This is a genomic window from Candidatus Zixiibacteriota bacterium (assembly GCA_029860345.1).
GTDB lineage: Bacteria > Zixibacteria > MSB-5A5 > GN15 > FEB-12 > JAJRTA01.
This window is the reverse complement of record JAOUBJ010000003.1, coordinates 141,946-165,060: the sequence shown is the minus strand read 5'-3', so window position 1 is coordinate 165,060 and position 23,115 is coordinate 141,946. Positions and strand designations below refer to the sequence as shown.

Sequence of the window (23,115 nt, the reverse complement as noted above, 5' to 3'; positions counted from 1 at the left end):
CAAGGTTGTCGATGCAATTAGTTTCTTGCAGATTGATCGTGCAGATTAACCGGTTGCATCCTGCCCCCGTTTTCGTATTTTGATGTTTGTGAACTTGAAAGGCCTGTTTTAAGGATTACGATATGCTGTTTGGCGCCCACGAATCTATCGCCGGTGGTGTTTTCAACGCCATCGAACGAGGCAAAAAGGCAACCTGCGATACCATCCAGATGTTCAACAAATCCAACAATCAGTGGCGGGCCAAGAAGCTTGAGACGGCCGAAGTCGATCAGTACCTTGCGGCCATTGAAAGCACCGGGGTCACGGTTTCGTGTTCGCACACCAGCTATCTGATCAACATCGCGTCGCCGGATGAAGCCTTACGCGAGAAATCTCGCAACTCGCTCACAGAAGAAATGCAGCGTTGTAACCTTTTGAAGATTCCCAACCTGGTATTGCATCCCGGCTCACATGTCGGTTCCGGCGAAGAGCTTGGTCTGGCCACGATTATTGAGAGCATCAATCTGATGTTCGATGAACTGGGCGACAACAATGTCACGCTTTTGTTGGAAGCGACCGCCGGGCAGGGTTCCAACCTCGGTTACAAGTTCGAACAGTTGGCGCAGATCATTGATGGCGTCGAGGACCAAGAACATATAGGCGTATGTCTGGATACCTGTCACATTTTTGCGGCCGGCTATCCCCTAAGCGATCCGAAAGACTTCAAAAAGACAATCAAGCAGTTTGATGATATAGTCGGGTTGGAGCGCCTCCAGGTCATTCACATGAACGACAGCAAACGGGAATTCGCATCGCGCAAGGATCGTCACGAACACATCGGGAAAGGGCACATAGGCCTTGAGGCCTTTCGAAATATCGTTAATGATCGCAGGCTTAAGAAAGTGCCCATGATCCTTGAGACACCCAAAGGCGATGACCTTTCTGAAGACATCGAAAACCTGGCCATCTTGCGAGGATTGGTCAAGTAGGGAGTCTGCCCTGAGCGAGTGTATGAAAGACCTTCTGGACTACCGCACCGAATTCGAGTCGCTTGAGAATTGCCATCATCTTATCGCCAATTCGCTGGGCGCCATGCCCAACAAAGCGCGCGAGTGTTCTGATCGGTACCTCAAGCTATGGAGCACACGCGGGGTTCGTGCCTGGGAGGAAGAGTGGTGGATGATAGCGCGGACAGTCGGCGACAAAATCGGATCGTTGATGAATGCCGCATCCGACACGGTTTCGATCCACGCCAATGTCACCAGTGCGCAGGCAACGGTGCTGTCATGTTTTGATTTTGATAAGCCCCGCGACAAGGTCGTAATGGTCCAGCAGGAGTTTCCATCGCTGTTATACTTGTACCGGCAGACGCTACGCGATCGGGGACGGTTGGAAATCGTGCCGTGTCCCGACGGCATGACTGTGCCGACCCAGGCGGTGTTGGATGCTATCGATGAAACGACGGCACTGGTATCGATCTCGCAGGTTCTGTTCAAGTCGGCATATATTGTCGATGTCGCTGCCGTTATCGAGAAAGCGCACCGGGTCGGCGCGCTGGTGCTGGTGGATATTTTCCAGGGGTTGGGGGCGGTACCTGTCGATATCCAGACACTGGGCGCCGACTTTGCCGCCGGCGGTTGTTTGAAGTGGTTGTGTGGCGGCCCCGGTGTGGGTTACCTGTACGTTAAGCCAGAGGTAGCCCTGGAACTTACGCCGCGTTTTACCGGATGGCTGGCTCACGAAAACCCGTTCGCTTTTGACCCCTCGCCGATACGCTTTGCCGAGGGTTCTTACAAGTGGATGAACGGTACGCCGGCGGTACCGGCCTTGTATACCTGCCAACCCGGGCTGGACATCATTACAGAAATAGGTGTGCCGCGTATTCGAAAGCGGTCGCTTGAGATGACCTCGCGCCTGGCCCAATTGGCCCGGGAACGTGAGTGGTCCGTTTTTACGCCGGAGGATCCGAAACATCGCGGGGGAACAATAACTCTCAATGTCGCTAAGGCCGAGACGGTCACGCGCGAACTACTGGCCCGCAGTTTCCTTGTCGACTACCGGCCGGGCGCCGGCATCCGCGTCTCGCCGCACTTTTACAACAGTGATCAGGAAATCGACGACCTGGTGGTCGAGATTGAAAAGATTCTAACCGAACTATCGGTTAAGCAGAAGACGTGAAGCCAGACAAACAGAGATCGGGGCTGATCGATATCTCACAGCCGGTTGCTCCCGGTATTCCGGTTTGGCCGGGGGATACGGAGTATCATCGGTTTTGGGTGATGCAGATGGATCGCGGCGACTCCTGCAATGTCGGCAGTACAACTATGTCCCTGCACACCGGGACGCACGCCGATGCGCCGCTTCACTTTCGGCAAGGCGGCGTCTCGATCTCGGAGGTCGCCCTGGACGTTTACTTTGGACCGGCGCTGGTTGTGGATGCTCTAAATGCACCGCAGATTACGGTCGACTATTTGAACGATCTGCCTGAGTCAACGCCCGAACGTCTCTTGTTCAAAACGCATTCGGACATGCCGGAGACGTTTGATACCGACTTTTGCTGTTTATCAACTGATGCGGCCAGGATGCTTGTGGGGTCTGGTGTGAAACTGGTCGGGTTGGACACACCTTCGGTCGACCCGTTCGACTCCAAGACAATGGAATCGCATCATATACTGACCGAAGGAGGTGTGGCCATACTTGAGAACCTTGCCTTGCAGGAGGTGACAGCCGGAGTCTACGAACTGATCGCCTTTCCCTTGAAGCTGGTCGGCATGGACGCCTCCCCAGTGCGGGCGGTGCTGAGGGTAGTTTGAGAGTCGCTGATCTATAGCTTCACGGTGAACTCCAATTTGTACGTCTCGTGACGGTCGCGGTGGCGGTGCCACACGCCTTCGTGTTCAACCGATGGTGGATGAGAGTCAGTTCTGAAGTCGTAGCTGAGCTTTATGCTCACCTTGGGCTCCAAGTCTCCATCCTTCGCGACATCCCACTTGACGGCACACGAAGCATCCTTACGGATATCGTAGCAGCCGTCTATCTTCCCAGGATGGGATAGTGGTAGCTTCCAGTAGTGGTAGCCCTTAATCTCAAGGTCTTGGGTAATCCTGACAGCAACCGAGGGGCGAATCACCCATCGGTACCGCTCCGTTGGATCAATCGAGAGGGAGGTAGTGTCCGTAACCGCTACTACCTTATCCAAGGTGTCGATGGTCACAAGGGTATCAACGAGATTTTTAGTGTTTGCCTTTTCCAGTTCTCTGAAGATCGATAAGGCCAGTCCCAATTTGACGCGGGATTTTCGTTTTCGAATGGATGTCAGTGCCTTATCTACCTTCCCATGCAGAGGCTCTTTGAGAGCAGTGATATCTATAGGCAATTTCTCGATCGACTGGTCTATCCTGTTAATCTCGCGCTTGGCCGCTTCGATCTCGTTGACATGCTCCAAAGTCCTCTTCTTAACCTCGATAGCTCCAAGAGAAACAAGTTTGGCTGTAAGGATTCTCTTGTCACAGGTCAACGAATCCAGTTTAGATTTGGGTGTTTTCTTGCACAGCGTTGTGTCTTCGGCCCGGGCAGAGATTAAGTTCCGACGAGCCCGCTCAACAACGACCCGATCCTTACTATCAACCAATCCAAAGCAGGCATACTCAAACTTGAGTCCAATGCCGAACTCAAACCGCTGGTCGATGCCCATGTAGGTGTCGCTGAACCGTTCCATGAAAGCATAGGTCTCAACGTGCGGATGGATGTAGTAGTCGTAATTAAGCAACAGCCCGGTCACCTCATCATCCAGCTTGGAGGCCTCCAGCTCGACACTGCTGGTTGTCACAAATCGAAACTCCCTAGGATATCCACCCTTGGAGAAGTCTGTCGAGATGTTGAGCACCGATTCGGACTTGCCATCGGCGAAGTCATTCTTGAAACTGGCTACCACACCCATATCCCATTGGATCATTCTCTTTTCTTCATCCAAGGACAGTTGCGTCAAAGCCTTTGTTGCTGAATCCAGGGCAGTATTGGTCTGTACTGGTGCTTTTACTGCCACGGAATCTTCAGCAAGGCTCAACATGGGCGCCAGCAGCATTCCCACAACCGTCCATAGAACAACTTTCACTTTTCGCATACAGAAACTCCTTCCAGTCCATGCTGACCGTCAACGATCATCAATGAAGCGCCGACGGGCAGACGGTAATTGCCAGCAGGGTCCGCTGATCGGTGCGCTTATGATCTGCTGGAAAAAACGAGACATCCTCTGCAGGCGGCGACCCATGGGCTTGCCGGACATACGGCCGAACCATGGTTCCAAACCTGCAACATCGCCCTAAACTCGATTGCCGATGGTTATGTTGTAAATATCACGCCAAACCCCAGTACAAAAAACACGGACCCCAGAACACTTGGCCATAGGATAAATAGGATACATGGACCTGTCAAGTACTTTATTGTGTCTACAGTCTATGGCCCGCCCACACCCAAAAAAAAGCGCCGCCGGGCGTGGAAGCTGCGGCGGCACGGTCAAAGTTCTGAATGGTTGCGCGTGTGGCCGGGTCGTTAGTTGTACTTGATGACATCCCCGGTCACGGTGAGCGTGCGTGTACTGTACACCGGCAAAACCAAGCCGATAAGGAAATCCGTAAACTGGTACTGGCCACGTAATGTCACGTTGATTACGGCATCACCGCCGGCGGCCTGAATCTCTCGGTCGAGAATTGTTTTGAGATAATAGTGGTTGTCACCGGCCGGTGGGTTGACCGGAACGAGCCCGAGAATCCAGCCGGCTCTGTCGTTCACCGTGAAACTACTTATCACCGTGTAGTTGGCAGTCCCGGCCGCATTCATCTCGGCCGGTTCCGGCAGGGTAGTAGCGTTCATAGCGATTGTGGCGCAACCACTCAACAGACACATTGCCGCGCACAAACACAAAAGCAGTCCCGTCGCTCTCTTCATAACAGCCTCGCATGGTTTGATAGTTAAGTACATATCACCGAATCAGATTTACTCATTGACACCTCACTCAATTCGCGTTGATGCAAACCCGTCATCGGAGTTGTATGTAAAGACTTCGGCACCACAGAATTCCGTTTTCTTTGTTTTGGGATTCTTTCTGTAAAGCCATCCGCCGGTGTTGTACAGCCTGACGCTCATCTTGTTCACGGTGGTGTTGGGCGCCTTGGGATCGAGCCATTTAATCGGACGATGAGTGTGTCCGAATATCACTCTCTGTGGCTGGCTCATTTCGAGGCCGTATTCATCTTTGAGTTGTTGAATCTCCCGCAAACTTGCCTGGAAGTAGCGCTTGAAACGCATCAGCACTTCCTTTTTGGTAATGAACTCTTCGCTATAGCGTGTGTCCTCTGCTTCTTCCAGCCCCTTGATTACTTCCTTTTCGACTTTGTTGGCCACGAGATCGGTAAGCCACTCGCGCACCCAGGTCTCCGGGTTGTACCATTTGAGTTTGGTCATTTCATCCAGGGCCGTGACGATCCTGTTGAGGTACCGCTTGACTCGCTTCAGGTTTCCGTATTTCACCTCATGTTCGATTTTTTGTACCAGAGGGGTGAGCTTGCCCGCCTGGCCGATGCTTGAGCATGAAGCCTGACAGAGAGGTACGTTGAAGGCCACCAAGTCCTCAATGATGACCTTCTGTGGCAGATCTTTCTGGGCGATTTTGCGAAGCCACTCACCGGATAGACTCCAGAAAGCTTCGAGATAATGGCCGTGTGTGATGAGCAGTGATTCCTTGTCGGTTATCATATAGAGATTTGGATAAGCCACATAAAAGTTGGTAGCTTCGCCGCCCCCGGCCGGATTCAGGGTGATACCGTTGAGAAACAGCTTATTGGCATCCGGTGGCGCGTCCGGATTGATCGGTCCGTCGATGGGGCCGGGCAGGTAGACTCCCCGTTTGTTACCTCTCTCCTTGCGATCATCAATGAACCCAGGGAGCGACCAGCGGAACCACTCAGCCGGTTTGCCGCGGCGCACCTGGTGTATGATTCTGAATTCCTGCTGGACCGTGTGCCACATGTCAAAGTCGTGATTGCCCGGAACGTACAGGATACTCTTGGCTATGTTTTCCTTCTTCACCAATTCGAAGAACACTTTTGCCCGCCGGTAGGCATCCTCATAACTACTGACGGAGAAATCGAAAATGTCTCCCATCACCACCAGGAAGTCGTTCCCGGTCCCGGCGGCCTGGGCGAATAGATCGAACTTGTTCCCCCTGGTAATGTTAGCGTGATCAATCAGCGCACAATTGGTGTCGCCGAAATGCGTGTCGGAAATGAAAGCAAGTTTCATGACTGGTCTCCTTTGCCTTTGGAGTCCGGGCGGGATTTGCGGTCCTACCCATTTTTAACACAGTGTGTTGTTTGAGAGAACTTTGTTCCCGGGGCGGGAGTTGCCGCCGCGGGAAGAGAATCTGATCTCCCCATTTAGGAAGCCAACATTCGGACCCAGAGCAATACAATTGAATCTAATGGACAAGGTGGGTCTGTCAAGCGTTTTTGGAAATATACCAGCCCGTAAAGCGCTCAACAAAAGGTGTCGTCGGAGCGAATCAACTGATCGCGCTTCCGTTGACACGGTTCACCGGGGATACCTATCCGGTGGCCAGGGTTATTGGAGTCGCACTATACTGGTGCCGGCCGGTGATCATGCGGGCCGCTCAACCGCGTGTTTTCGATCATTAGAAGCTCAGACCACTCCACGCCGAATGGCACCTGATCCTTGCCGTAAGCCTCCTCATCCTCTGAAGAGGAATCTACCAATCCACCCCGCCCGGACGCAGGGTGCCATGGGGGCCGTCGGTTTCGCTGCCCATCAGCACCTCGGTGGCGCTTTTGACATCAGACGGCGCCACCCACAGGATATAGCCGAAGCGTCCTGATCCGCAGGCGACACCATTAGCGGCGTGCACGTTGATGTTGGCGTTGGCCAGTTTCAGATGATGGTCATGCAAGGCTCCCGCTCGGTCGTCCCCCTGGATAAGAATGGCCTCCTTGGGGCCGACCAGATCCACGCCGGCATCGGCAGCGGCCGCCAGCAACTCCTCGGACTTGTCGGGGACGAAATCCAACTGTGATCTGTTCCCCTCGATGGGAAAGGCCGTGAAGGCCAGCAGGTTAACCCCTCTTTCACTGAGGTGCTCCATCAAGCGCCTCGCTTCGCCCGGCCGGTCACCGACAGTCGCATAGTAATATTTGACAATTCTTATGGTCTCAGCCATCTCCAACCTCCTTGATAGACTTCCTCCAAGTGCCGGTCTCCACTGCCAATAAGCCACTTTGCATCAGCAGGCACCAGAAGGCCTTGGTCCGATTCGATGGACAATTCTAAGTCAATAGACTGGAGCCCCGAAAGTCAACAAATAGACTGTGGGCCAGACGCCAATCAACGATAACCGAATACTTCGGCGTAGACAATGAGCAGGATTATGGTGATCCCGATAGTCAAGGCGATGGCGCCGAAAACTCGCGCCGTTCGCTCCATGGCCGGCGGTAACGGTTCGATGAGGTGCTTTCTCAACTGATGAGTCTTGACCAGGTGATCGTATTCGCGGGGGCGTTCCAGCCTGAGTTCTTCAAGCGGCATGCGACCGGTGAAAATGACCGTATCCATCGGGAATTTGTCCGGCCGAAAATGGGTGTTGAAAAAGTGCACGGTGAAAATAAAGGCCACCGCCAGAAGGGCTTCGTCCGAGTGTATGATCGTGGCCACATTTATGAACCAACCGGGGAAGAGATGCGTGAAAAACTCCGGGAACCACAGCATTAGTCCGGTGCTGCCGATAATAGCGACACCCCAAAAGACGGCAAAGTAGTCAAACTTCTCCCAGTAGGTCCAGCGTCCGTAAGCCGGGCGCGGGCCCATGCCGATGAACCACTTCAAGGTGTGATACACTTCTTTTGCATCCGTCCAGTTCGGCAACATCGAATATGGGCTTCGTAGCATCGCTTTCAGAGATACCTTCTTGTGCCGATTCACCCAGATGAGATCGAAGACATGCACCCCGAAGTAGAAGAAAGTGATTACCGCGCACAAGCGATGTATGAACCCGGCCGATTCAAAACCGCCCAGCAGAGCCGATATCCATTGAGCCCAACCGAGGTAGGAGAACTTGAGGGTCATGCCGGTCAAGGCCAGTCCGAGGAAACTGATGACCACCAGAATGTGCAACCGGCTATGCAGCGGTTTGAATCTTCGATACTGCAACTGTCCGCGCATGTCCTCGCGCATCTTTTTATGCTGCCGCATGGCCTGGAAGGAGCGCGGCAACCACAGTAGCGTGTGGGTCAAGGCGATTACCAGGGTACCGATCAACAGGCAGGTCATGAACCAGAAAGTGTAAAACAAAATCGGGTACTTGTCCCGATCATGGTGGGTGGCGTGGGTCAGGTATCCGGCAAACTGGCGATGAGAACCGCTGTGGCATTTGCCGCAGGTCTCGACAATATGCTGTCGGGCCAGAGTAGATTTCGGATTGTCGGGTGGGAGTATATTGTGAGCGCCGTGACAATCGTAGCACTGCGCCGCGGCCGAGTAGCCCAACTTGGATACCTTGCCGTGAAATGTCTCAAAGTAACTTTCGGTAACCTCCTCGTGACAGCCGCCGCACTGGTCTCTTAGCGTCAGTCTGAAATCTACTTTGTCGGCGCGACTGATGGTATGCGACTGGTGACAGTCCTTGCAGTTGGGCAACGGTTTGTCGGTGTCCGTGACGGTGGGCGAGTGAACACTACTGGTGAACTGTTCATAGATACCGTGGTGACAATTGGCACAAGTCTCAGCAATTTTGTCGTGGTGTATGCTCGATTCCGGGTCATCATGGGGCAAGACATGGTGCGCCGTATGGCAGTCGGTGCACATAGCGGTCACAATCAGCCCGCTTTGCAGAAGTCCCTTACCGTGAATCGACATGCGGTAGTTCTCGACGATATGGTCCGGATGCTCCGCTCCATTGTAGTATCTCACGGCTGCCTGGTTACCTTCGCGGTGACACTTTCCGCAAAGTTCGGGGACGTTGGTGGGAAAGGTGGGTGAGAGCTTGTCGAGTTTCTCGCGAATATCGTGTATACCGTGACAATCTGTGCATGACGGAGCATCTTCGTCGCCCCTATCGGCCAGGGTACCGTGCATACCGGTCTTATAAATGTCGACAATCTCGGGATGGCAATTGGAACAGTCCACACTTGTAGCCACGGTGGCGCAGGGTCTGTCGAGTCCGGGTGTTGCACCGGTATGACACTGGGCGCAGGAAGTGTTGCGGTGTATCGAGCTGTGCGTTTCGATGGAGTCGACATACAGCGAATGAACCTCGCCGTCCCTGGTTATGGAAAGATCAGGTTGTTGGTGGCATTCCATGCATTCGCGGTCGGCCATCCCTTCTTCGTAGAATACTCTCCGGATTTTGTGAGGGGAGTGACAGTCCACACACACCGGCACCTGCTCGGGTTGCTTCTCCCATAACTCGCCGCGGATTACTTTGCGATGGACCTTCTCAATCTGGCCGTGACACTGTTGACAGGTGTTGGCGACATTGCCGCGATGAATCGACGATTCAGGATCGGTGTGGTCACGGACGTTATGCGCGGTGTGGCAATCCACACATACTGCGGTAACAGTTAACCCTCGTTGAAACAGACCAACGCCGTGGATCGATTGCGAGTAGTTGGAAAGAACGCTGTCTTCCGGGATATCATAGGCTCGCGTCACTGCCGAACCCTCTTTATGACATCGCCCGCACATAACCGGAATATTGAACTTGGTAACAGCCGAACCGGGCTGATCCGGTCCTACTATATCATGAGCACCATGACAGTCCCAGCACTTAGGCGCCAGGTCTTCACCTTTGGCCACCAACTCGCCGTGCAGACTGGCCATGTAGGTCTCGGCCACGTCGTCGTGACACATTGAGCAGTCGACAGGTTCAAGGGAATCCTCATGCGGAAAGTCAACATCGGTAAGGTCCTGGTGACAATCGATACAATCCTGATCTCCATGGACCGATTTGTGAAAGCTATCCAGGTTGACAAACAGGGATACCTCTCGGCCCCGGCGTTCTTTGGTAAGGTCGGGATCATCATGGCAGGCCAGACAGTCATCAACCTCCTGGGCCGAGGCCGGTCCCGCAATGAAAATGGTCAGCAGAACGAAGATGAAAAGGCTCAAGCGTCCGGAAATGTTGTTGGTCACAAGTCTCTCTTTGTCCTCAATGTCAAATCCAAAGCCTCGGCTGAGACATTCAGCCGATAACTTTCCATAAGCATAATAAACTTTCTCGCCTGGTCAAGAGAAAACCTGTCAAGATTGGTATATTTTAGAGAAATTATTCACATGGTTTATATGCTTGATCTCGTGCTCAATCCAGATCAAGGCGCCTCCAGAGGCTGTTCCGCCTCAATAAACAGATAGCCTGCCGCTGCAAACCGGGTGCAAACAAGACAGTTTTCCCCTTGAAAACCCCCAAGAATCAATACAAAACCAGAATAGGGATAGTTTTATCTGTTTTTTCCGCTTGCCAAATACGTAAATCGGTATTATGATAATATGAGAATGATGATTGACTTTTTTTTGTGGATATTTGTGAAAGATTTCACATGAAATTTACTTACTTTGGACTCAGGCACGCAAGTATTGACCTTGTACAGCCGATGAGAGAAAATAGACTCAAAAGGAGAGTTAAATGATACGAACGCATAACATTGGTTTTTGGTCGGCCCTTCTGGTTCTTCTGATTTGTGTCGGGGTGCCTGTCCGGGCGCAGGAAGATGTAGGAGACGGTACCACCGCATGTTTGGATTGCCACGATGTTACCGAGGACAATGGTGACCATGCTTTTGATGTCGCCTTGAACGGCTCGGTTCATGAGGGATTCTCATGTACCGATTGTCATTTGGATATTGAACAGTTGCCGCACGAGGAGACGCCCGGCTCTGTTCCATGCGGCGACTGCCACTCCGATGTGAGCGAAACATACATGTGGCATGGCCGACTCAAGACCGAGAGTGGCGTGGATATTCCCGGCTGCGCGAATTGTCATGGTCGTCACGATATTCTGGCCTCAAGTGAGAAGCAATCTCGGGTGAATCCGATCAATCTGCCGTATACGTGCGGAAAGTGCCATGAGAATCTGGATATGACCGAGAAGCATGTGACTCTTTACGATCAGGCGGTACAGACATACCAAAGTTCAGTTCATGGGAAGACCGAGATTGGCGGTATCTACTCGGCCGCAACCTGTGTCGATTGTCATTCCCCCGGTGGCAGTTCGCATCATATTTTGGCGGCCAATCATCTGGAGTCATCGGTCAACCATTTCAATATTCCAAAGACCTGCGGAAAATGCCATCAACGAATCGAGCGCGACTTCTGGGATGGCATTCATGGTCAACTGGTTCTGCAGGGGGATAATGATTCGCCGGTCTGCACCCACTGTCACGGTGAGCACGGGATCATAGCCTCCAGTGATCCTCGTTCGCCGGTAAGTCCCGACCGAATTGCCGAAGCTACTTGCAGCCCCTGTCACGAATCGGCGGCCTTGAATGAAAAGTATGAAATCCCCACTGGTGAAGAGGTCAGCTATGTCGACAGCTATCACGGATTGAAGAGCCAGGCTGGCGATCAGTCGGTGGCCAATTGTGCTTCCTGTCACGGTGGTCACCGCATCCTTGATCACAGCGATCCGACGTCATCGATCCACGCCGACAATCTTGAAGAAACTTGTGGTAACTGTCACCCCGAGATTTCAGCCGAGATAGCTCAGACCCCAATCCATGGTGATCCCGGTTTGGAAGACAACCGTCTGGCCAATATTGTCAAAGATATCTATATTTGGTTGATCCTTCTTGTTATTGGGGGTATGCTTCTTCACTGGCTGATCGACCTTCGCAAGGAGATTCAGAAAGTCAGCAAGGGTCCCCAACTGGTCCGCATGACGAGAAGCGAAGTGTGGCAGCACACGTTTCTGACAGTGTCCTTCATTTCATTGGTGGTATCCGGCTTCGCTCTCAGGTATTCCGATTCTACATGGGTTCACCTTTTGTTTGGGTGGGAAGGCGGCTTCGAACTCCGTGGCACGATCCACCGTATTTCGGCGGTGATGTTGATAGTGACCACTGTTTGGCATCTGCTCTACTTGATGACGGCTCGCGGGAGAGGCTTCCTCAGGGACATGATCCCGACCATGACAGACTTGCGACAGGCGATTCAACTGATCGGCTACAATCTTGGCCTGGCCAAAGACAAGCCTCGTTTCGGACGCTTCGCCTATATTGAGAAAGCGGAGTACTGGGCGCTTGTTTGGGGTACGGTAGTAATGGTGGCAACGGGACTGCTCTTGTGGTTCGACAACTTCTTCATTGGGTGGCTCTCCAAGTCATATCTGGATGTGGCGTTGGTGGTTCACTTCTATGAGGCCTGGTTGGCCACGCTGGCCATTATGGTTTGGCATCTATATGCCACTGTTTTCAATCCCGGAACCTATCCGATGAACCCGGCCTGGTACTCAGGCAAGATGCCGGTCGACAAGTATCGTCACGAGCATCCCGAAGATCCGATCATACTGGAACTGGATCGTGAGAATATGGCTTCGCGCGACAGTGTTGGCGAAAGCAAGGATGACAGAGTGCGCAAGGAACGCGCAGCCGACACTTGATTGTGAGAGGGGACCCATAGATGGGCCATCAATGGCTCCCTCTCGCTTCGCGCGCCCTTCACCACATCCTGGGCGGACAGGTTGTGTCATGATAGGGTTGCGCTGGGTCCTTCGCTGCCAAAGGCAGCGTGAGACCCTGCGCCATGGCAGCAGCTGGGTCTCAGCTTCACCATTGGTGAGGCCAGGACCCTGCTGAACGAGGGAACAAAGTGTGAAACGGCCACTCGTCGAATTGTCACGACCACAATCCGCCACGGCGGACTGACCTGCGAAGAGAACAGCTAATGAGGGGAGCGGCTTGATACGCTCACTCGGATGCGCGTACAAAAAAGGCCCCTTCGTCTGAAGGGGCCTTTTCACACAACAAATACAATCTAATGAGTTGTCAACATGACAGGTTTCCGCCTGGCGGGAGCGCCGTTGGGATCACCGGTCGTCATGTAATTATAGGCTGATCGCAAGAGCCCCACAGCGTACAGAGTGTTGTGGATGCCGTGCGACTGGTCCTCATGGACGAAGGCCCAGTTGTAGACAGCGCCCAAACTGTCAACGTTCGGCACAACCAGGTCATCGGTAGGTTCCCAAATGCCATCCTCGGCAATCCATTCGAGCAGGCCGGCCGCGATCAACTCATCCTGCAGGTCATCAATAAGACCCTCGATCTCATCGAATACGCCTTCGATGTTACCGTCACCGTCGAAGTCCGCGTCGGCAACCCTGTTCAAGCTGTCGATTTCGAACTCGTCGCCGTGACAGCCGGTAATATTGCAGGCCTCGACGTTTTCATCGCCGTCCTCGTTCCTCATTCGGAAGCTATGTCCACCGAATTCGTAACGGTCGGCTTCGTCGTAGTGGCAGCTCAGGCAGGGATCGTCGATTCCAGACGTGTGCCACGAGTTGGTGTAGGTATATCCGTCGTACTCATAGGCGTTTGTGCCCATCACCATGTCGGCATGAGGTCCGTGATGGGGACCGAAGTGGTTGCTCATTTCCTTGCCGGCTACGACGTAGGTAGCTACATCGCGACGGCTCTTGTGGCAGTTGGCACACAGATTTGAGATACCGTTGTCGAATTCGGTGCCGTCGCCCAGCTCCACTTCATCGGTGGTTCTGATAGCGAACGATCCATTGGTGTGAGGATCGTGGCAAGTGAAACAACCGATGGCGTTGAAGACGTCGCCGGCAACTTCTTCACCCTCAAGATCGGCTATGAATCCTTCATTGGTATGACACGGAGCGCAAGAGCCACGGCTGCGATCAGAGCGTTCGCCGGTTGCGTGGAGTGAGAACTCCCACTGACGAGTGGCGGCAATCACTTTTTGAGCGAGATTGTTGGAACCGTCGTGGCAGGTCATGCAAACATCGGTATCAGCCGTGTTGGGAGCGTGGGAGCGGTCGGCGTTGGCCGCTGCCCAGGCCTTGTCTTCGGTGGTGTGACACTGAAGGCAGGTGTACTCCACAGTCAGGTAACCGTTGGCGAAGTTGTCGGTGATGTACTCGGCGTCGACATCGGTATTGATCCGCCACAAATGCGAAGTCACGTCGCCGACATAAGTATCCGCTGCCACGGCCGATTTGGCTCCTTTGGGCATGTGGCAATCGATACAGCCGGGCGCGAACGGGCTGCTTAGGTGTTCCTCGATATCGGTCCGCCCGAACGATTCTGTTTTTTCCAGATGGCAATTCTCACAGGTGAGCTTGATAGCCATGTCGCGGTCGGGGCTATCCGGATGCAAACCATAGTGCACGTCGTGACAGTCCACACACTGGATAGAGGCGTGCTTGGTGGTGAACATCTCGTTCCACTGTTCGTGATGCTTCACAAAACTTCCGCTGGCCGGAATCTTATTGACATCGCCGCGGATGTGGCACTTGCCGCAACCTTCGTTGGAGCGGTCGATTTTCATGGCGACATCGTAGGGTGTGGAAGCATGCAGACTACCGGCACCGTGGCATTCCTCGCACTGAACGCCGCCGAATGCCCAGGTACCGATCAGGCTGTCGTGGCCTTCCTGGTTGCCGGTATCGCGATAGGCGGTCATGTGACAGGGACCACAATCGTAGGGGAGGTCCTCCCCATCATGGTAGCCGACCCATCCCTCGGTGGCCAGATTGTACTGGACCGCGGCGCCGGTAACTATAGAGCCTGAGTGGCGAATGAATCGCGCTTTCCACCAGAAGCCACCGATCACTTTGTCAACATCGTCCCATGATACTATAGAGGGCGCATCGGGCACATCGCTGAACGGATAGTAGTCACCCGCCTGGACATCTTCAGCCTCGTTTAGCTTGTAAGGGTGTCCGGTGTTCTGGAAACTCTCATAGGTAGCTGCATGACATGCGCCACAGGCAGAGCTTCCGATGTATTCGGCAGCGTCCTCGGCTGCGACGATTTTGGTCACTTCCTCGGTGACCTTTCTCTCGCAGCCTGAGAAAACCGCTATCAAAACGGCCAGCCCCACTGCTGCAATTCTCAACTGTCTCATCATTTACTCCTCAATCTAAAGATACTGCTTTCTTAACGTTTATCTCAACGATGTTGGCTGTGTAGTAGGCGCTTCGCGCCAGGTAGTCATCAAAGTTGAACACATTGTATTTGATTTCCAACTCATGGTCTTTCAGGAAGCCGTATGTCACACCGAAATTGAGGCTGAATTTCTCCGTGTCCAGGTCGCGACGGCTGCGATAGTAGCTGCCGCCGATGTAGGCATTAGTCTTCCGGTATGACCTGGGATACAGTGTTGCCGAAATGACATTATCTGCGAACTCAAACCCGGTATTGAGGTCGGTGTTTTCGTACTTGCCCATGTAGTAGCTGTAGGCTATGGCTACTCGCCCGTATTCGGATCGTTTCAGATTGGCATTCAGCGAGATCGATTGGTAATCAACTTGGCTGTTCAAGTCATCGTTGGTTCTGAAGCGTCCCTGCCACTGTGCTCTGATGTCGCCCCACGCCGCACTGCGATACTGCGCCGTTACTCGGTGGCGGGTCAGGTCTTCATCACCAAGCAGCGTGGCACCGGTCTTGACTTGTTTTTTGCGTGTGGCCAACGAGGCCTTGATAAACAAGCGTCGCTGATAGTCGTACCAGGCCTTGATCAGGAGCCCGTGCGAAACGGTGCGATCAACAAGGTCATCGGATATGCGATTCTCGTAGCCTATCCTGACACCACCATATCCTTTGATTGCTTTTCCAACGGCCAAAGTGTTGACGACATTGTCGGTCTCTGAGTTTTCGCCGGTGTGCCTGGTGCGAGCAAAGAGTAGCCGATACTCGACTTGATGAAGTTTGGGCAGATGAAGCTTGAATCCGCCCCAGCCCTGGTTGGTTTTCAATTCGAGGCCGGATGATTCGTACTCGTCGGTGCGGTGGTAGTATCCGCCGGACAGATCAAGCCAACTGTAATTGGGTACTCGGATGTGAGCATCCAGGTTGATGCCGGCAGCCTTGCGATCACCGTTCGAGATCAGGCGATCATCGAAACTTGAACTACGGTATTCAAGCCGTGCAAAGCCGTATGGCAAGGCGGCCAGAGCGCCTAAGTTCCATTTGCTGTGCTCATAATCGGTGCTGTGATAGACTGTGTCGGCAACAGGGGAGAGCAGCACGGCACTGTTGCCGTGTTTGTCAGACCGGCCGAAGCCACCAAACAGCGTGATCTCTCGATATGGTTGTACCGATATTTTCATGCCCGTTGAGCGTCGGCGTGTAAACTGAAGGCCGTCGAAATCATAGCTGCGCCGGTATTGATTGTTGTTAAGCGAAATGTTGAACCGTCCCGGCTTGGATGCTGAGAGACGCAGGTTACGATTGTTGAGCGTGAGGTTGCGAAGGTCGGCCCGGAGAGTGATGCTGTTATTGACCCGGTATCTCCAGTTCTCGAACGAGATACCCAGACCTTCATAGCTGTTGTAGGTTTCATGATTTACGCCCCGGTTGCCTTCCTCGTCGATGTAGATATAACCGGCCTTGATCGAGCCGCCCCCCTCACCAGCCAGCGCAGGTGCCCAAAGCAACAGGCAACAGGCCGCGAACAGGAAGGTCAGTTTTGTAATGACAGAGTGTCCCATTAGTTGCCTCCCTGACCGTTGAGAGAATGACATCCGGCATCATAGCAGTTCCCGCCGAGTTTGGCGGGTAAGTCCGGGTCCAGATAGAGCGCGCTGACAAAAGAACCGTGGGTATCAGTATGGCAGGTTTGACACGGCTGTTTGCTCCACACGTTATCCCAAAGATCGGCGTGGTTTCTGGTAACATGCTCAACATGGCATGAGCGACACATCTGATTCCCCGGCTGACGCAACAGACGATTGTTCTCACTGCCGTGCGGGTTGTGGCATTCGACACAGTGACTGCCTGTCACCGCGTATGCCTGGGTGGCCGCATGTTCATGCAGGAAGGGACCGCCCTGATCGGGATGACAGTCCTGACAGACGCCCCCTAACCCATAGACCGTATTATGGTCGGCCCGCTTGGTGAAATTATGGCATGACAAACAGGTGACGTTGTCCTGAAGCACCGGATGATTGGACCGGCGGGAGAGTTTGTTGCTCATTTCCTGGTGACACTTCAAACAGAACTCAGCCCGATCATCGAGCAACTCCTGGCCACCGACACTGTGTACGCGATGGCATTCGGCACAGTTTATCTCCAAAGTCGAGTGAGCATCAAAACCATAATCGTCAAGTTCCTGGTGCGATTGATGACACTTGGAACACAGTGTGGTAACTTCGGTGCCTATCAGGCGGCTGGGGTTGGTGATATTGTCCGTTGACGGATCGTCGATATGAGCCTCGCCACCCGTATGGCAATTCACGCACCCGACCTCAAGGGCGTACCCGGTGGTCTGGGAACTCAGCCGATGAACTCCTTCCGCCAGTGAACTATCCAAACCGTCGTGGCAGTCCAGACAGGTCTCATCGGGAACCTCAGCGCCATAGAGAACCAGTGGTATCGACAGAACGATAACACCTATGGCCAGGATCGATCCAAGCCTCTTGTATCGTCGCCAATGCGTTGGTCTACTGCTCATAAAGAAACCTCAAAATTGTCCCGTATCATGGGCTCGTTTAGCCTTTTTTTTTCAATAATACCTACCCCATCCAAGGCCAGGGTGCAAGATAAAAGTGAATATTTTCACATGGGCCAATCCAGCGGCGGGAATCTGTATAAAAGCGTTCGAAATTCTCGGATCGGTAGAACTGGCCCCCATTCTCTGTGGTGATTCTCTCAACACATCGTCCAAAATCCTCAATTCTCGTCCTAGCTAATCTATCGGTAGAAACACATAGAGTATTAGCTTTAGACCAGGGCTTGAGGAGTAAAACCGGACAAAGATGACCATGAATAAGGGGGAAAACAGGCTCCCTGAGGGATACGGCGGCACTCAGGCATGCTTGCATGTTTGTCGCGACAAATGGCAAACTCCGCCGATTGAGAAAAAAATAACAAGCATCGGCGAAGTGCCGAGATTGAGCGTGAATGGCTGCAGTTATCTGATTGGCAGCGCCTTGAACATCCCCGGGTATGGCCTGCTATGTCCCTGTCGGTACTGGTTTTGAGCCGATCAGCGGAACCGGTCGAAGGAATCGGCTTGCCCGACAAAGAATAAGAATACCATAATTATCCAAAAGGTGCATAAACTTCTCTTGTGTTTTACCGAGGAAAACTTATATTCCGCCAACTGGAGCTTGAGAAAAAATTAACAAGCTCCGGGCGGCCAATACCGACCGCCCGCAATGGCTGGTAAATGAGAGGTCACCATGACTGATGAAGTAGAAAAGCCCCAAAAAATCCGGCGGCGAACGATATTCAGACATCCCTTGTCGGCGGTCGGCGGAGCACTGCTGTTTTCCGGCGCCTTCTTGTTTCTGATCCTTTTGCTGATCGATCTGAGCAGTGGTACAGAAAACCCGTATCGCTCACTGGTTACCTTTGTCGTCGCGCCCTTTATCATGCTAATCGGCTTGCTGTTTTTCGGCGGTGCGCTGGCCCTGCAGATTCGCAAAGCCAGGAAAGCCGGTGAGCGAATCCGCTTCCGGTTGTCAATCGATCCTACCATTCCGCAAAACTGGCGCAACCTCTGGCTCTTTTTGGGATTGTCGTCCGTGTCGATTTTTGTAGTCGCCTACATAGGGACCAAGGCATACGAAGCGACCGACTCCACCGGTTTCTGCGGCGAGACCTGCCATGTAGTGATGGAACCTCAGAGCGTGACCTATCACAATTCGCCACATGCCAAGGTGCCATGCGTTGAGTGTCATATCGGAGAAGGTGCGTCGTTTTGGGTGAAAGCCAAGTTCGATGGTATGCGTCAGATGTATTCGACGGCTCTTGATTTGTTCGACAGACCGATTCAGACGCCGGTGCACGATCTCAGACCGGCTCAGGAGACCTGTGAGAACTGTCATTGGCCCCAACAATTCTACGGCGATAAACTGAGTACGCGGACCTACTATCGCACCGACGAAGAAAACTCGCCGTGGACTATAAAGCTGCTGCTCAAAATAGGCGGTGGCAATCCGCGCACCGGACGGGCCGAAGGTATCCACTGGCACATGATCGGTGAGAACCGCGTTGATTATATCGCTACCGATTACACACGCCAGGAAATCCCCTGGGTGCGTTTTATCACTGCCGAAAATGATACAGTCGTGTACACCGATCCCGGATTCGAACTGACCGATTTGCAAATTCCGGAAGGGGAGGACTCAAGCTTGTATGAGATTCGGCGGTTCGACTGCATGGATTGCCACAACCGACCGTCGCACCGCTTTCAACCGCCGGCGGTGTCCATTAACCTGGCCCTCTCGACAAGGCGCATAGACCCCGGTTTGCCATACGTTCGTCAAGTCGGTCTCGATTTGCTTAACGGCGACTACAAGGACAACGACGAAGCTCACATGAAAATCACCAGTGGCTTAGTCGATTACTATCAGGAGAATTACCCCAAAGTAGCCGATTCGGCCGTCGATGCCATAAAACAGGCATCGAAAACACTGACTTCAATCTACGACCAGAACTTTTTCCCGGAGATGCGCACCGACTATCGGGTGCGGGAAAACAACCTCAGCCACTTCGTCAACGAGGGCTGTTTCCGCTGTCACGATGGTGAGAAGACCAATCAGTATGGTCAGATTCTGGCCACAGATTGTAAGACTTGTCACTTGATGGTGGCACAGGGTGCATCGGAGGACCCTGGGGAGTTGGAAACGGATATTACCGGGCTTTTGTTTGAGCATCCGGAAGACATCGACGGCGCCTGGGCCGAGATGCTATGTACCGAATGTCACGACGAGAGTTCGGGGTATTAGTATTGTAGGTCAGGTCCTTTACGGACCTGCCGCAATTGTCGGGACCACAAGGGGTTCCGACCTACTGTTGTCATGCTTCGCGCGCCCTCTTGTGTCATGCTTCGCGCGCCCTCTTGTGTCATGCTTCGCGCGCCCTCTTGTGTCATGCTGAGCGCAGTCGAAGCATGAACGCACCCACCTCATCCTGAGCGGAGTCGAAGGATGAACTCGGCGATTTGACATGTTGTGAATTCCTGTAGGGTGGGTCCGTCTTCGGACCCGCCTTTCTTGGTTGGGTGTAGAAGCCTCTATGGCGGCATCCCTGTGATGCCGCCAGAATCGGCAGGATCACAGGGATCCTGCCCTACTAAACTGTTCGTGGTGACTATGCACAAGGGCGAGGTTTCGACATGCGCGCAAAGCGCAAAAACAGGGCTTGACCCTGTTGTCTACTCACTCCTCAACGAATCGGCCGGGTTGGCCAAAGCGGCACGAGTGGCCTGGTATGCAGCCGTGGCCAGGGCTAACAATAGCGCTGCTCCTCCGGCGATGACAAAAGTCGTGATCGAGATGTCGATATGTGAGGCGAACATCGACAAAAAGTCCTGCATGAAAAAGTAGGCCGCCGGCCAGGCAATAGCATTGGCGATGGCTAACAGAATGACAAACTCTTTGGCCAAGAGGGCGACGATGCTGGTGACATGGGCGCCGAGAACTTTTCTGACACCAATTTCTTTGGTTCTCTGCTCAGCCGAATAGGAGACCAAACCGAATACACTCAGGCATCCGATGATAATAGTCACCAAGGCCAGACTGAAAAAGATCCTACCGATCCATCTCGCTTCATCGAATTCCTGATCGATCTCAGCATCGAGAAACCGGTACTCGAAAGGTTCACCCGGCGACACCACCTCCCACGCGGCCGCCACCGAAGCCAATGACTCGGTCACGCTTCCAGCCGGCAGCTCTATGGTCAACGTTGGGCTTTGTTCCGGGTCCAGCATGATGACCATTAAATCCTGACGGGCCCAACTCTTTGAGGTGCCGAGGAAGTCCTTGACCACGCCTACGATCTCGAACGTCTGATCACCCTTACGATAGAGTCGTTGACCGACCGGGTTATCCATCTGCAAGAACCGGGCGCTGGATTCATCGATAAGGACACTGCGTTTTTCATCTTCGGGGTGGTCGGGTGAGAAAGCACGTCCCTGAGCCAGAGTCAGGTCAAAGGTCGACATGAAATCGTAATCGACGACGTAACCGTTGGTCCGAATCACTTCGCTACACTCGGCGTCGGCGTAGAATCCCCAGAAGGCGAAAGAGGTTCTTCCCGGCGGAGGATACGATGCAGTGGCAGAATTGGTGGTGCGGTTAGCCAGCAGACCGGATTTCATAATCCGGCATTTTTGAGGTCCATCGTTCCCTTCAAAATCAAGGACAAGCATGTTTTCATGTTTGAAACCGAGGTCATACCCCATTAGGTAGTCCACCTGCTGGTAGGTGATGACAGCGCAGCAGATGAATGTAATAGCAATGGCAAACTGCGTCACGACCAAAATCCGGCGGAGCGTCGACCTGGGCGATCTGGCCTGGGCTTGACGCTTCAGGATAGCTGCCGGTCGGAACCGCGACATATACAAAGCCGGGTAGAGCCCGGCCAGGATACCAACGACCACAACAAGTGACCCGGTGAGGGCCAGCATTAGCGGACTGTCAGAAAGATTAACGGTGGCCTGGCGCATGAAAATCTGATCGACTTCCGACTTGAAAACTTCGTAGAGCACCAGACTGACCAGTATGGATAACATTGTGAGCAAGAGTGACTCGCCCAGGAACTGCTTTACGATATTATTGCGTTCGGCGCCCAGTACTTTGCGCACGCCCACCTCTTTCATCCGGTCGGCCGACCGCGCCGTGGTCAGATTAACGAATCCGGCCACCGCCTGCACCAGTATGAACAGAGCCAGAATACCGAACATGTAGATGATCTCGTACTCTCCGCGCGGCTGCATCTCGCTAATGATACCTTCACCCAACGTCCCAAGATAGATATCGGAAAACGGACGTAAGCCCAGTTCGTATTCCACCCCGATCTCCGGAGGTAGATGCTTTGCCACCAGTGCGCCTATCTTTTGTTCGACCGAGGCGACATCTGCATTGTTGCTTAACAACAGGTACAGGTAATCATACGGTCGCTGTTCCCATGAGTCCAGATCAACTGCGGTTGACTGGAGGCTGGTATAGGATGCGATGAAATCACAGTGCAGTTGAGTGTTCTTCGGAATGTCCGCAAGTACGCCGGTGATTCGGTAGTCAGTGTTTTCGTTGATGGTGAGTGTGCGCCCCATGGGGTCCTGAAGCGGGAACAATTTTTCAGCCGCACTTTCGGTGATAAGCAGGGTGAACGGTTCGGTCAGAATCGTGCTGGGGTTGCCGCGCTTTAACGGCAGCGTGAACACATCCAAAAGCTCCGGATAGGCGGTGATCATGTTGCCTGCCCGAAAGCCCTCGCCGTCGATTGTCACGGCAACATCGGTGTACTGCCGAAAGATGGCTGTCTTCTCGACTTCAGGTATCTCCAGCGCCACCGCCGGACCGACCGGGGCGGTCACGCGCGCACTTTTGAACCTGTGGGTGTCATCACCGTTTCGATAGGTGTAGTCACCGTCGACCCGATAGATGCGATCCCGGTTTATGTGCATCTCCTCGAAGCTGATCTCGTAGGCAAGGTGACCCATGGCGATCAAACAAGCGGCCAGGCCAATCGTTAGTCCGAAGACATTGATCGCGGTGAAGAGTTTTTGTTTACTCAGGGTTCTGATTGCGGAAATAAGGTAGTTCTTAAGCACTTCTCTTGTCTTTCAATGACGGCTCATACTCTGCTGATGTCAGTGTTGCCTGAGTTGAGTACTTTTGCTCTACGAATTCAGGCAGTCTATGTTTTAGCAAAAGGAGTGCCGGTTTTTTCAAGTTGTTATCTCATGTGTAGTTACCGCGGCGTGCGGCTTGTACTGTTGTCCGTATTTGCTACAGGAGTGACCGCATGCGGACACTGCGCTGGGACATCAGGAGCAATTCTTGGTGAAAAGTGCCGGCAAACTGTGTAAAATGGTCGCCTGAGAGATCATACGACAAACTGTAAAAACAGCAAAAACTCGGTAACCCAACCGACCGGCGGAACGTCTTAG

14 protein-coding genes are annotated in these 23,115 nt (G+C 53.2%); 5 read left to right on the top strand and 9 right to left on the bottom strand.

The window, feature by feature from the left end; genetic code table 11:
* The first annotated feature begins 122 nt into the window (after positions 1 to 122).
* From OEV49_04335 to kynB, 3 genes are read left to right on the top strand one after another with little or no spacing between them, the layout of a single operon-like run.
* Positions 123 to 968, top strand: a complete 846-nt coding sequence (locus OEV49_04335) for a deoxyribonuclease IV (GenBank protein MDH3890290.1) — start codon at positions 123 to 125, stop codon at positions 966 to 968.
* Positions 969 to 990: 22 nt separating this feature from the next.
* Positions 991 to 2,157, top strand: a complete 1,167-nt coding sequence (locus tag OEV49_04330; protein MDH3890289.1) for an aminotransferase class V-fold PLP-dependent enzyme — start codon at positions 991 to 993, stop codon at positions 2,155 to 2,157.
* On the top strand, positions 2,154 to 2,792 hold the full coding sequence (gene kynB, locus OEV49_04325) for an arylformamidase (protein ID MDH3890288.1): 639 nt from the start codon (positions 2,154 to 2,156) through the stop codon (positions 2,790 to 2,792). Before OEV49_04330 ends, kynB begins: the two co-directional genes overlap by 4 nt.
* 11 nt (positions 2,793 to 2,803) lie before the next feature.
* Here kynB and OEV49_04320 read toward each other — a convergent pair whose 3' ends face one another.
* From OEV49_04320 to OEV49_04300, 5 genes are all read right to left on the bottom strand, one after another.
* Complete coding sequence (locus OEV49_04320; protein ID MDH3890287.1) at positions 2,804 to 4,102, bottom strand: hypothetical protein; 1,299 nt, start codon at positions 4,100 to 4,102, stop codon at positions 2,804 to 2,806.
* A 428-nt stretch (positions 4,103 to 4,530) separates the two neighbouring features.
* Complete coding sequence (locus tag OEV49_04315) at positions 4,531 to 4,926, bottom strand: hypothetical protein (protein MDH3890286.1); 396 nt, start codon at positions 4,924 to 4,926, stop codon at positions 4,531 to 4,533.
* Positions 4,927 to 4,989: 63 nt separating this feature from the next.
* The gene (locus OEV49_04310; protein ID MDH3890285.1) at positions 4,990 to 6,279 is read right to left on the bottom strand and encodes a metallophosphoesterase; all 1,290 of its coding nucleotides are present in this window, start codon (positions 6,277 to 6,279) and stop codon (positions 4,990 to 4,992) included.
* A gap of 463 nt (positions 6,280 to 6,742) precedes the next feature.
* A complete protein-coding gene (locus OEV49_04305) occupies positions 6,743 to 7,207 on the bottom strand; it encodes a hypothetical protein (protein ID MDH3890284.1) in 465 nt (154 codons plus the stop codon).
* A 164-nt stretch (positions 7,208 to 7,371) separates the two neighbouring features.
* A complete protein-coding gene (locus tag OEV49_04300) occupies positions 7,372 to 10,173 on the bottom strand; it encodes a cytochrome c3 family protein (GenBank protein ID MDH3890283.1) in 2,802 nt (933 codons plus the stop codon).
* A gap of 490 nt (positions 10,174 to 10,663) precedes the next feature.
* Between OEV49_04300 and OEV49_04295 the strand changes: the two genes are divergently transcribed.
* Positions 10,664 to 12,634 (top strand): cytochrome b/b6 domain-containing protein, encoded by a 1,971-nt coding sequence (locus tag OEV49_04295; GenBank protein MDH3890282.1) that lies wholly within the window; start codon positions 10,664 to 10,666, stop codon positions 12,632 to 12,634.
* A 374-nt stretch (positions 12,635 to 13,008) separates the two neighbouring features.
* Here the strand turns inward: OEV49_04295 and OEV49_04290 are convergent, their stop codons facing one another.
* Genes OEV49_04290 through OEV49_04280 form a run of 3 tightly spaced genes read right to left on the bottom strand, consistent with a single transcriptional unit; the run spans position 13,009 to position 17,667 of the window.
* Complete coding sequence (locus OEV49_04290) at positions 13,009 to 15,120, bottom strand: multiheme c-type cytochrome (protein MDH3890281.1); 2,112 nt, start codon at positions 15,118 to 15,120, stop codon at positions 13,009 to 13,011.
* 10 nt (positions 15,121 to 15,130) lie between these two features.
* The gene (locus tag OEV49_04285) at positions 15,131 to 16,705 is read right to left on the bottom strand and encodes a hypothetical protein (protein ID MDH3890280.1); all 1,575 of its coding nucleotides are present in this window, start codon (positions 16,703 to 16,705) and stop codon (positions 15,131 to 15,133) included.
* Complete coding sequence (locus tag OEV49_04280; GenBank protein ID MDH3890279.1) at positions 16,705 to 17,667, bottom strand: cytochrome c3 family protein; 963 nt, start codon at positions 17,665 to 17,667, stop codon at positions 16,705 to 16,707. The genes OEV49_04285 and OEV49_04280 overlap by 1 nt, the downstream gene beginning before the upstream one ends.
* Positions 17,668 to 18,397: 730 nt before the next feature.
* Between OEV49_04280 and OEV49_04275 the strand changes: the two genes are divergently transcribed.
* Positions 18,398 to 19,948 (top strand): NapC/NirT family cytochrome c, encoded by a 1,551-nt coding sequence (locus tag OEV49_04275; GenBank protein MDH3890278.1) that lies wholly within the window; start codon positions 18,398 to 18,400, stop codon positions 19,946 to 19,948.
* A 428-nt stretch (positions 19,949 to 20,376) separates the two neighbouring features.
* Here OEV49_04275 and OEV49_04270 read toward each other — a convergent pair whose 3' ends face one another.
* Positions 20,377 to 22,776, bottom strand: coding sequence for an ABC transporter permease (locus tag OEV49_04270; protein ID MDH3890277.1), 2,400 nt, complete (start codon positions 22,774 to 22,776; stop codon positions 20,377 to 20,379).
* Positions 22,777 to 23,115: the final 339 nt, after the last annotated feature.

Coding starts and splice junctions, on each gene's coding strand:
- OEV49_04335 (MDH3890290.1), top strand. CDS start 123: ATGCTGTTTGGCGCCCACGAATCTATCGCCGGTGGTGTTTTCAACGCC.
- OEV49_04330 (MDH3890289.1), top strand. CDS start 991: ATGAAAGACCTTCTGGACTACCGCACCGAATTCGAGTCGCTTGAGAAT.
- OEV49_04320 (MDH3890287.1), bottom strand. CDS start 4,102: ATGCGAAAAGTGAAAGTTGTTCTATGGACGGTTGTGGGAATGCTGCTG.
- OEV49_04315 (MDH3890286.1), bottom strand. CDS start 4,926: ATGAAGAGAGCGACGGGACTGCTTTTGTGTTTGTGCGCGGCAATGTGT.
- OEV49_04310 (MDH3890285.1), bottom strand. CDS start 6,279: ATGAAACTTGCTTTCATTTCCGACACGCATTTCGGCGACACCAATTGT.
- OEV49_04305 (MDH3890284.1), bottom strand. CDS start 7,207: ATGGCTGAGACCATAAGAATTGTCAAATATTACTATGCGACTGTCGGT.
- OEV49_04295 (MDH3890282.1), top strand. CDS start 10,664: ATGATACGAACGCATAACATTGGTTTTTGGTCGGCCCTTCTGGTTCTT.
- OEV49_04290 (MDH3890281.1), bottom strand. CDS start 15,120: ATGAGACAGTTGAGAATTGCAGCAGTGGGGCTGGCCGTTTTGATAGCG.
- OEV49_04285 (MDH3890280.1), bottom strand. CDS start 16,705: ATGGGACACTCTGTCATTACAAAACTGACCTTCCTGTTCGCGGCCTGT.
- OEV49_04280 (MDH3890279.1), bottom strand. CDS start 17,667: ATGAGCAGTAGACCAACGCATTGGCGACGATACAAGAGGCTTGGATCG.
- OEV49_04275 (MDH3890278.1), top strand. CDS start 18,398: ATGACTGATGAAGTAGAAAAGCCCCAAAAAATCCGGCGGCGAACGATA.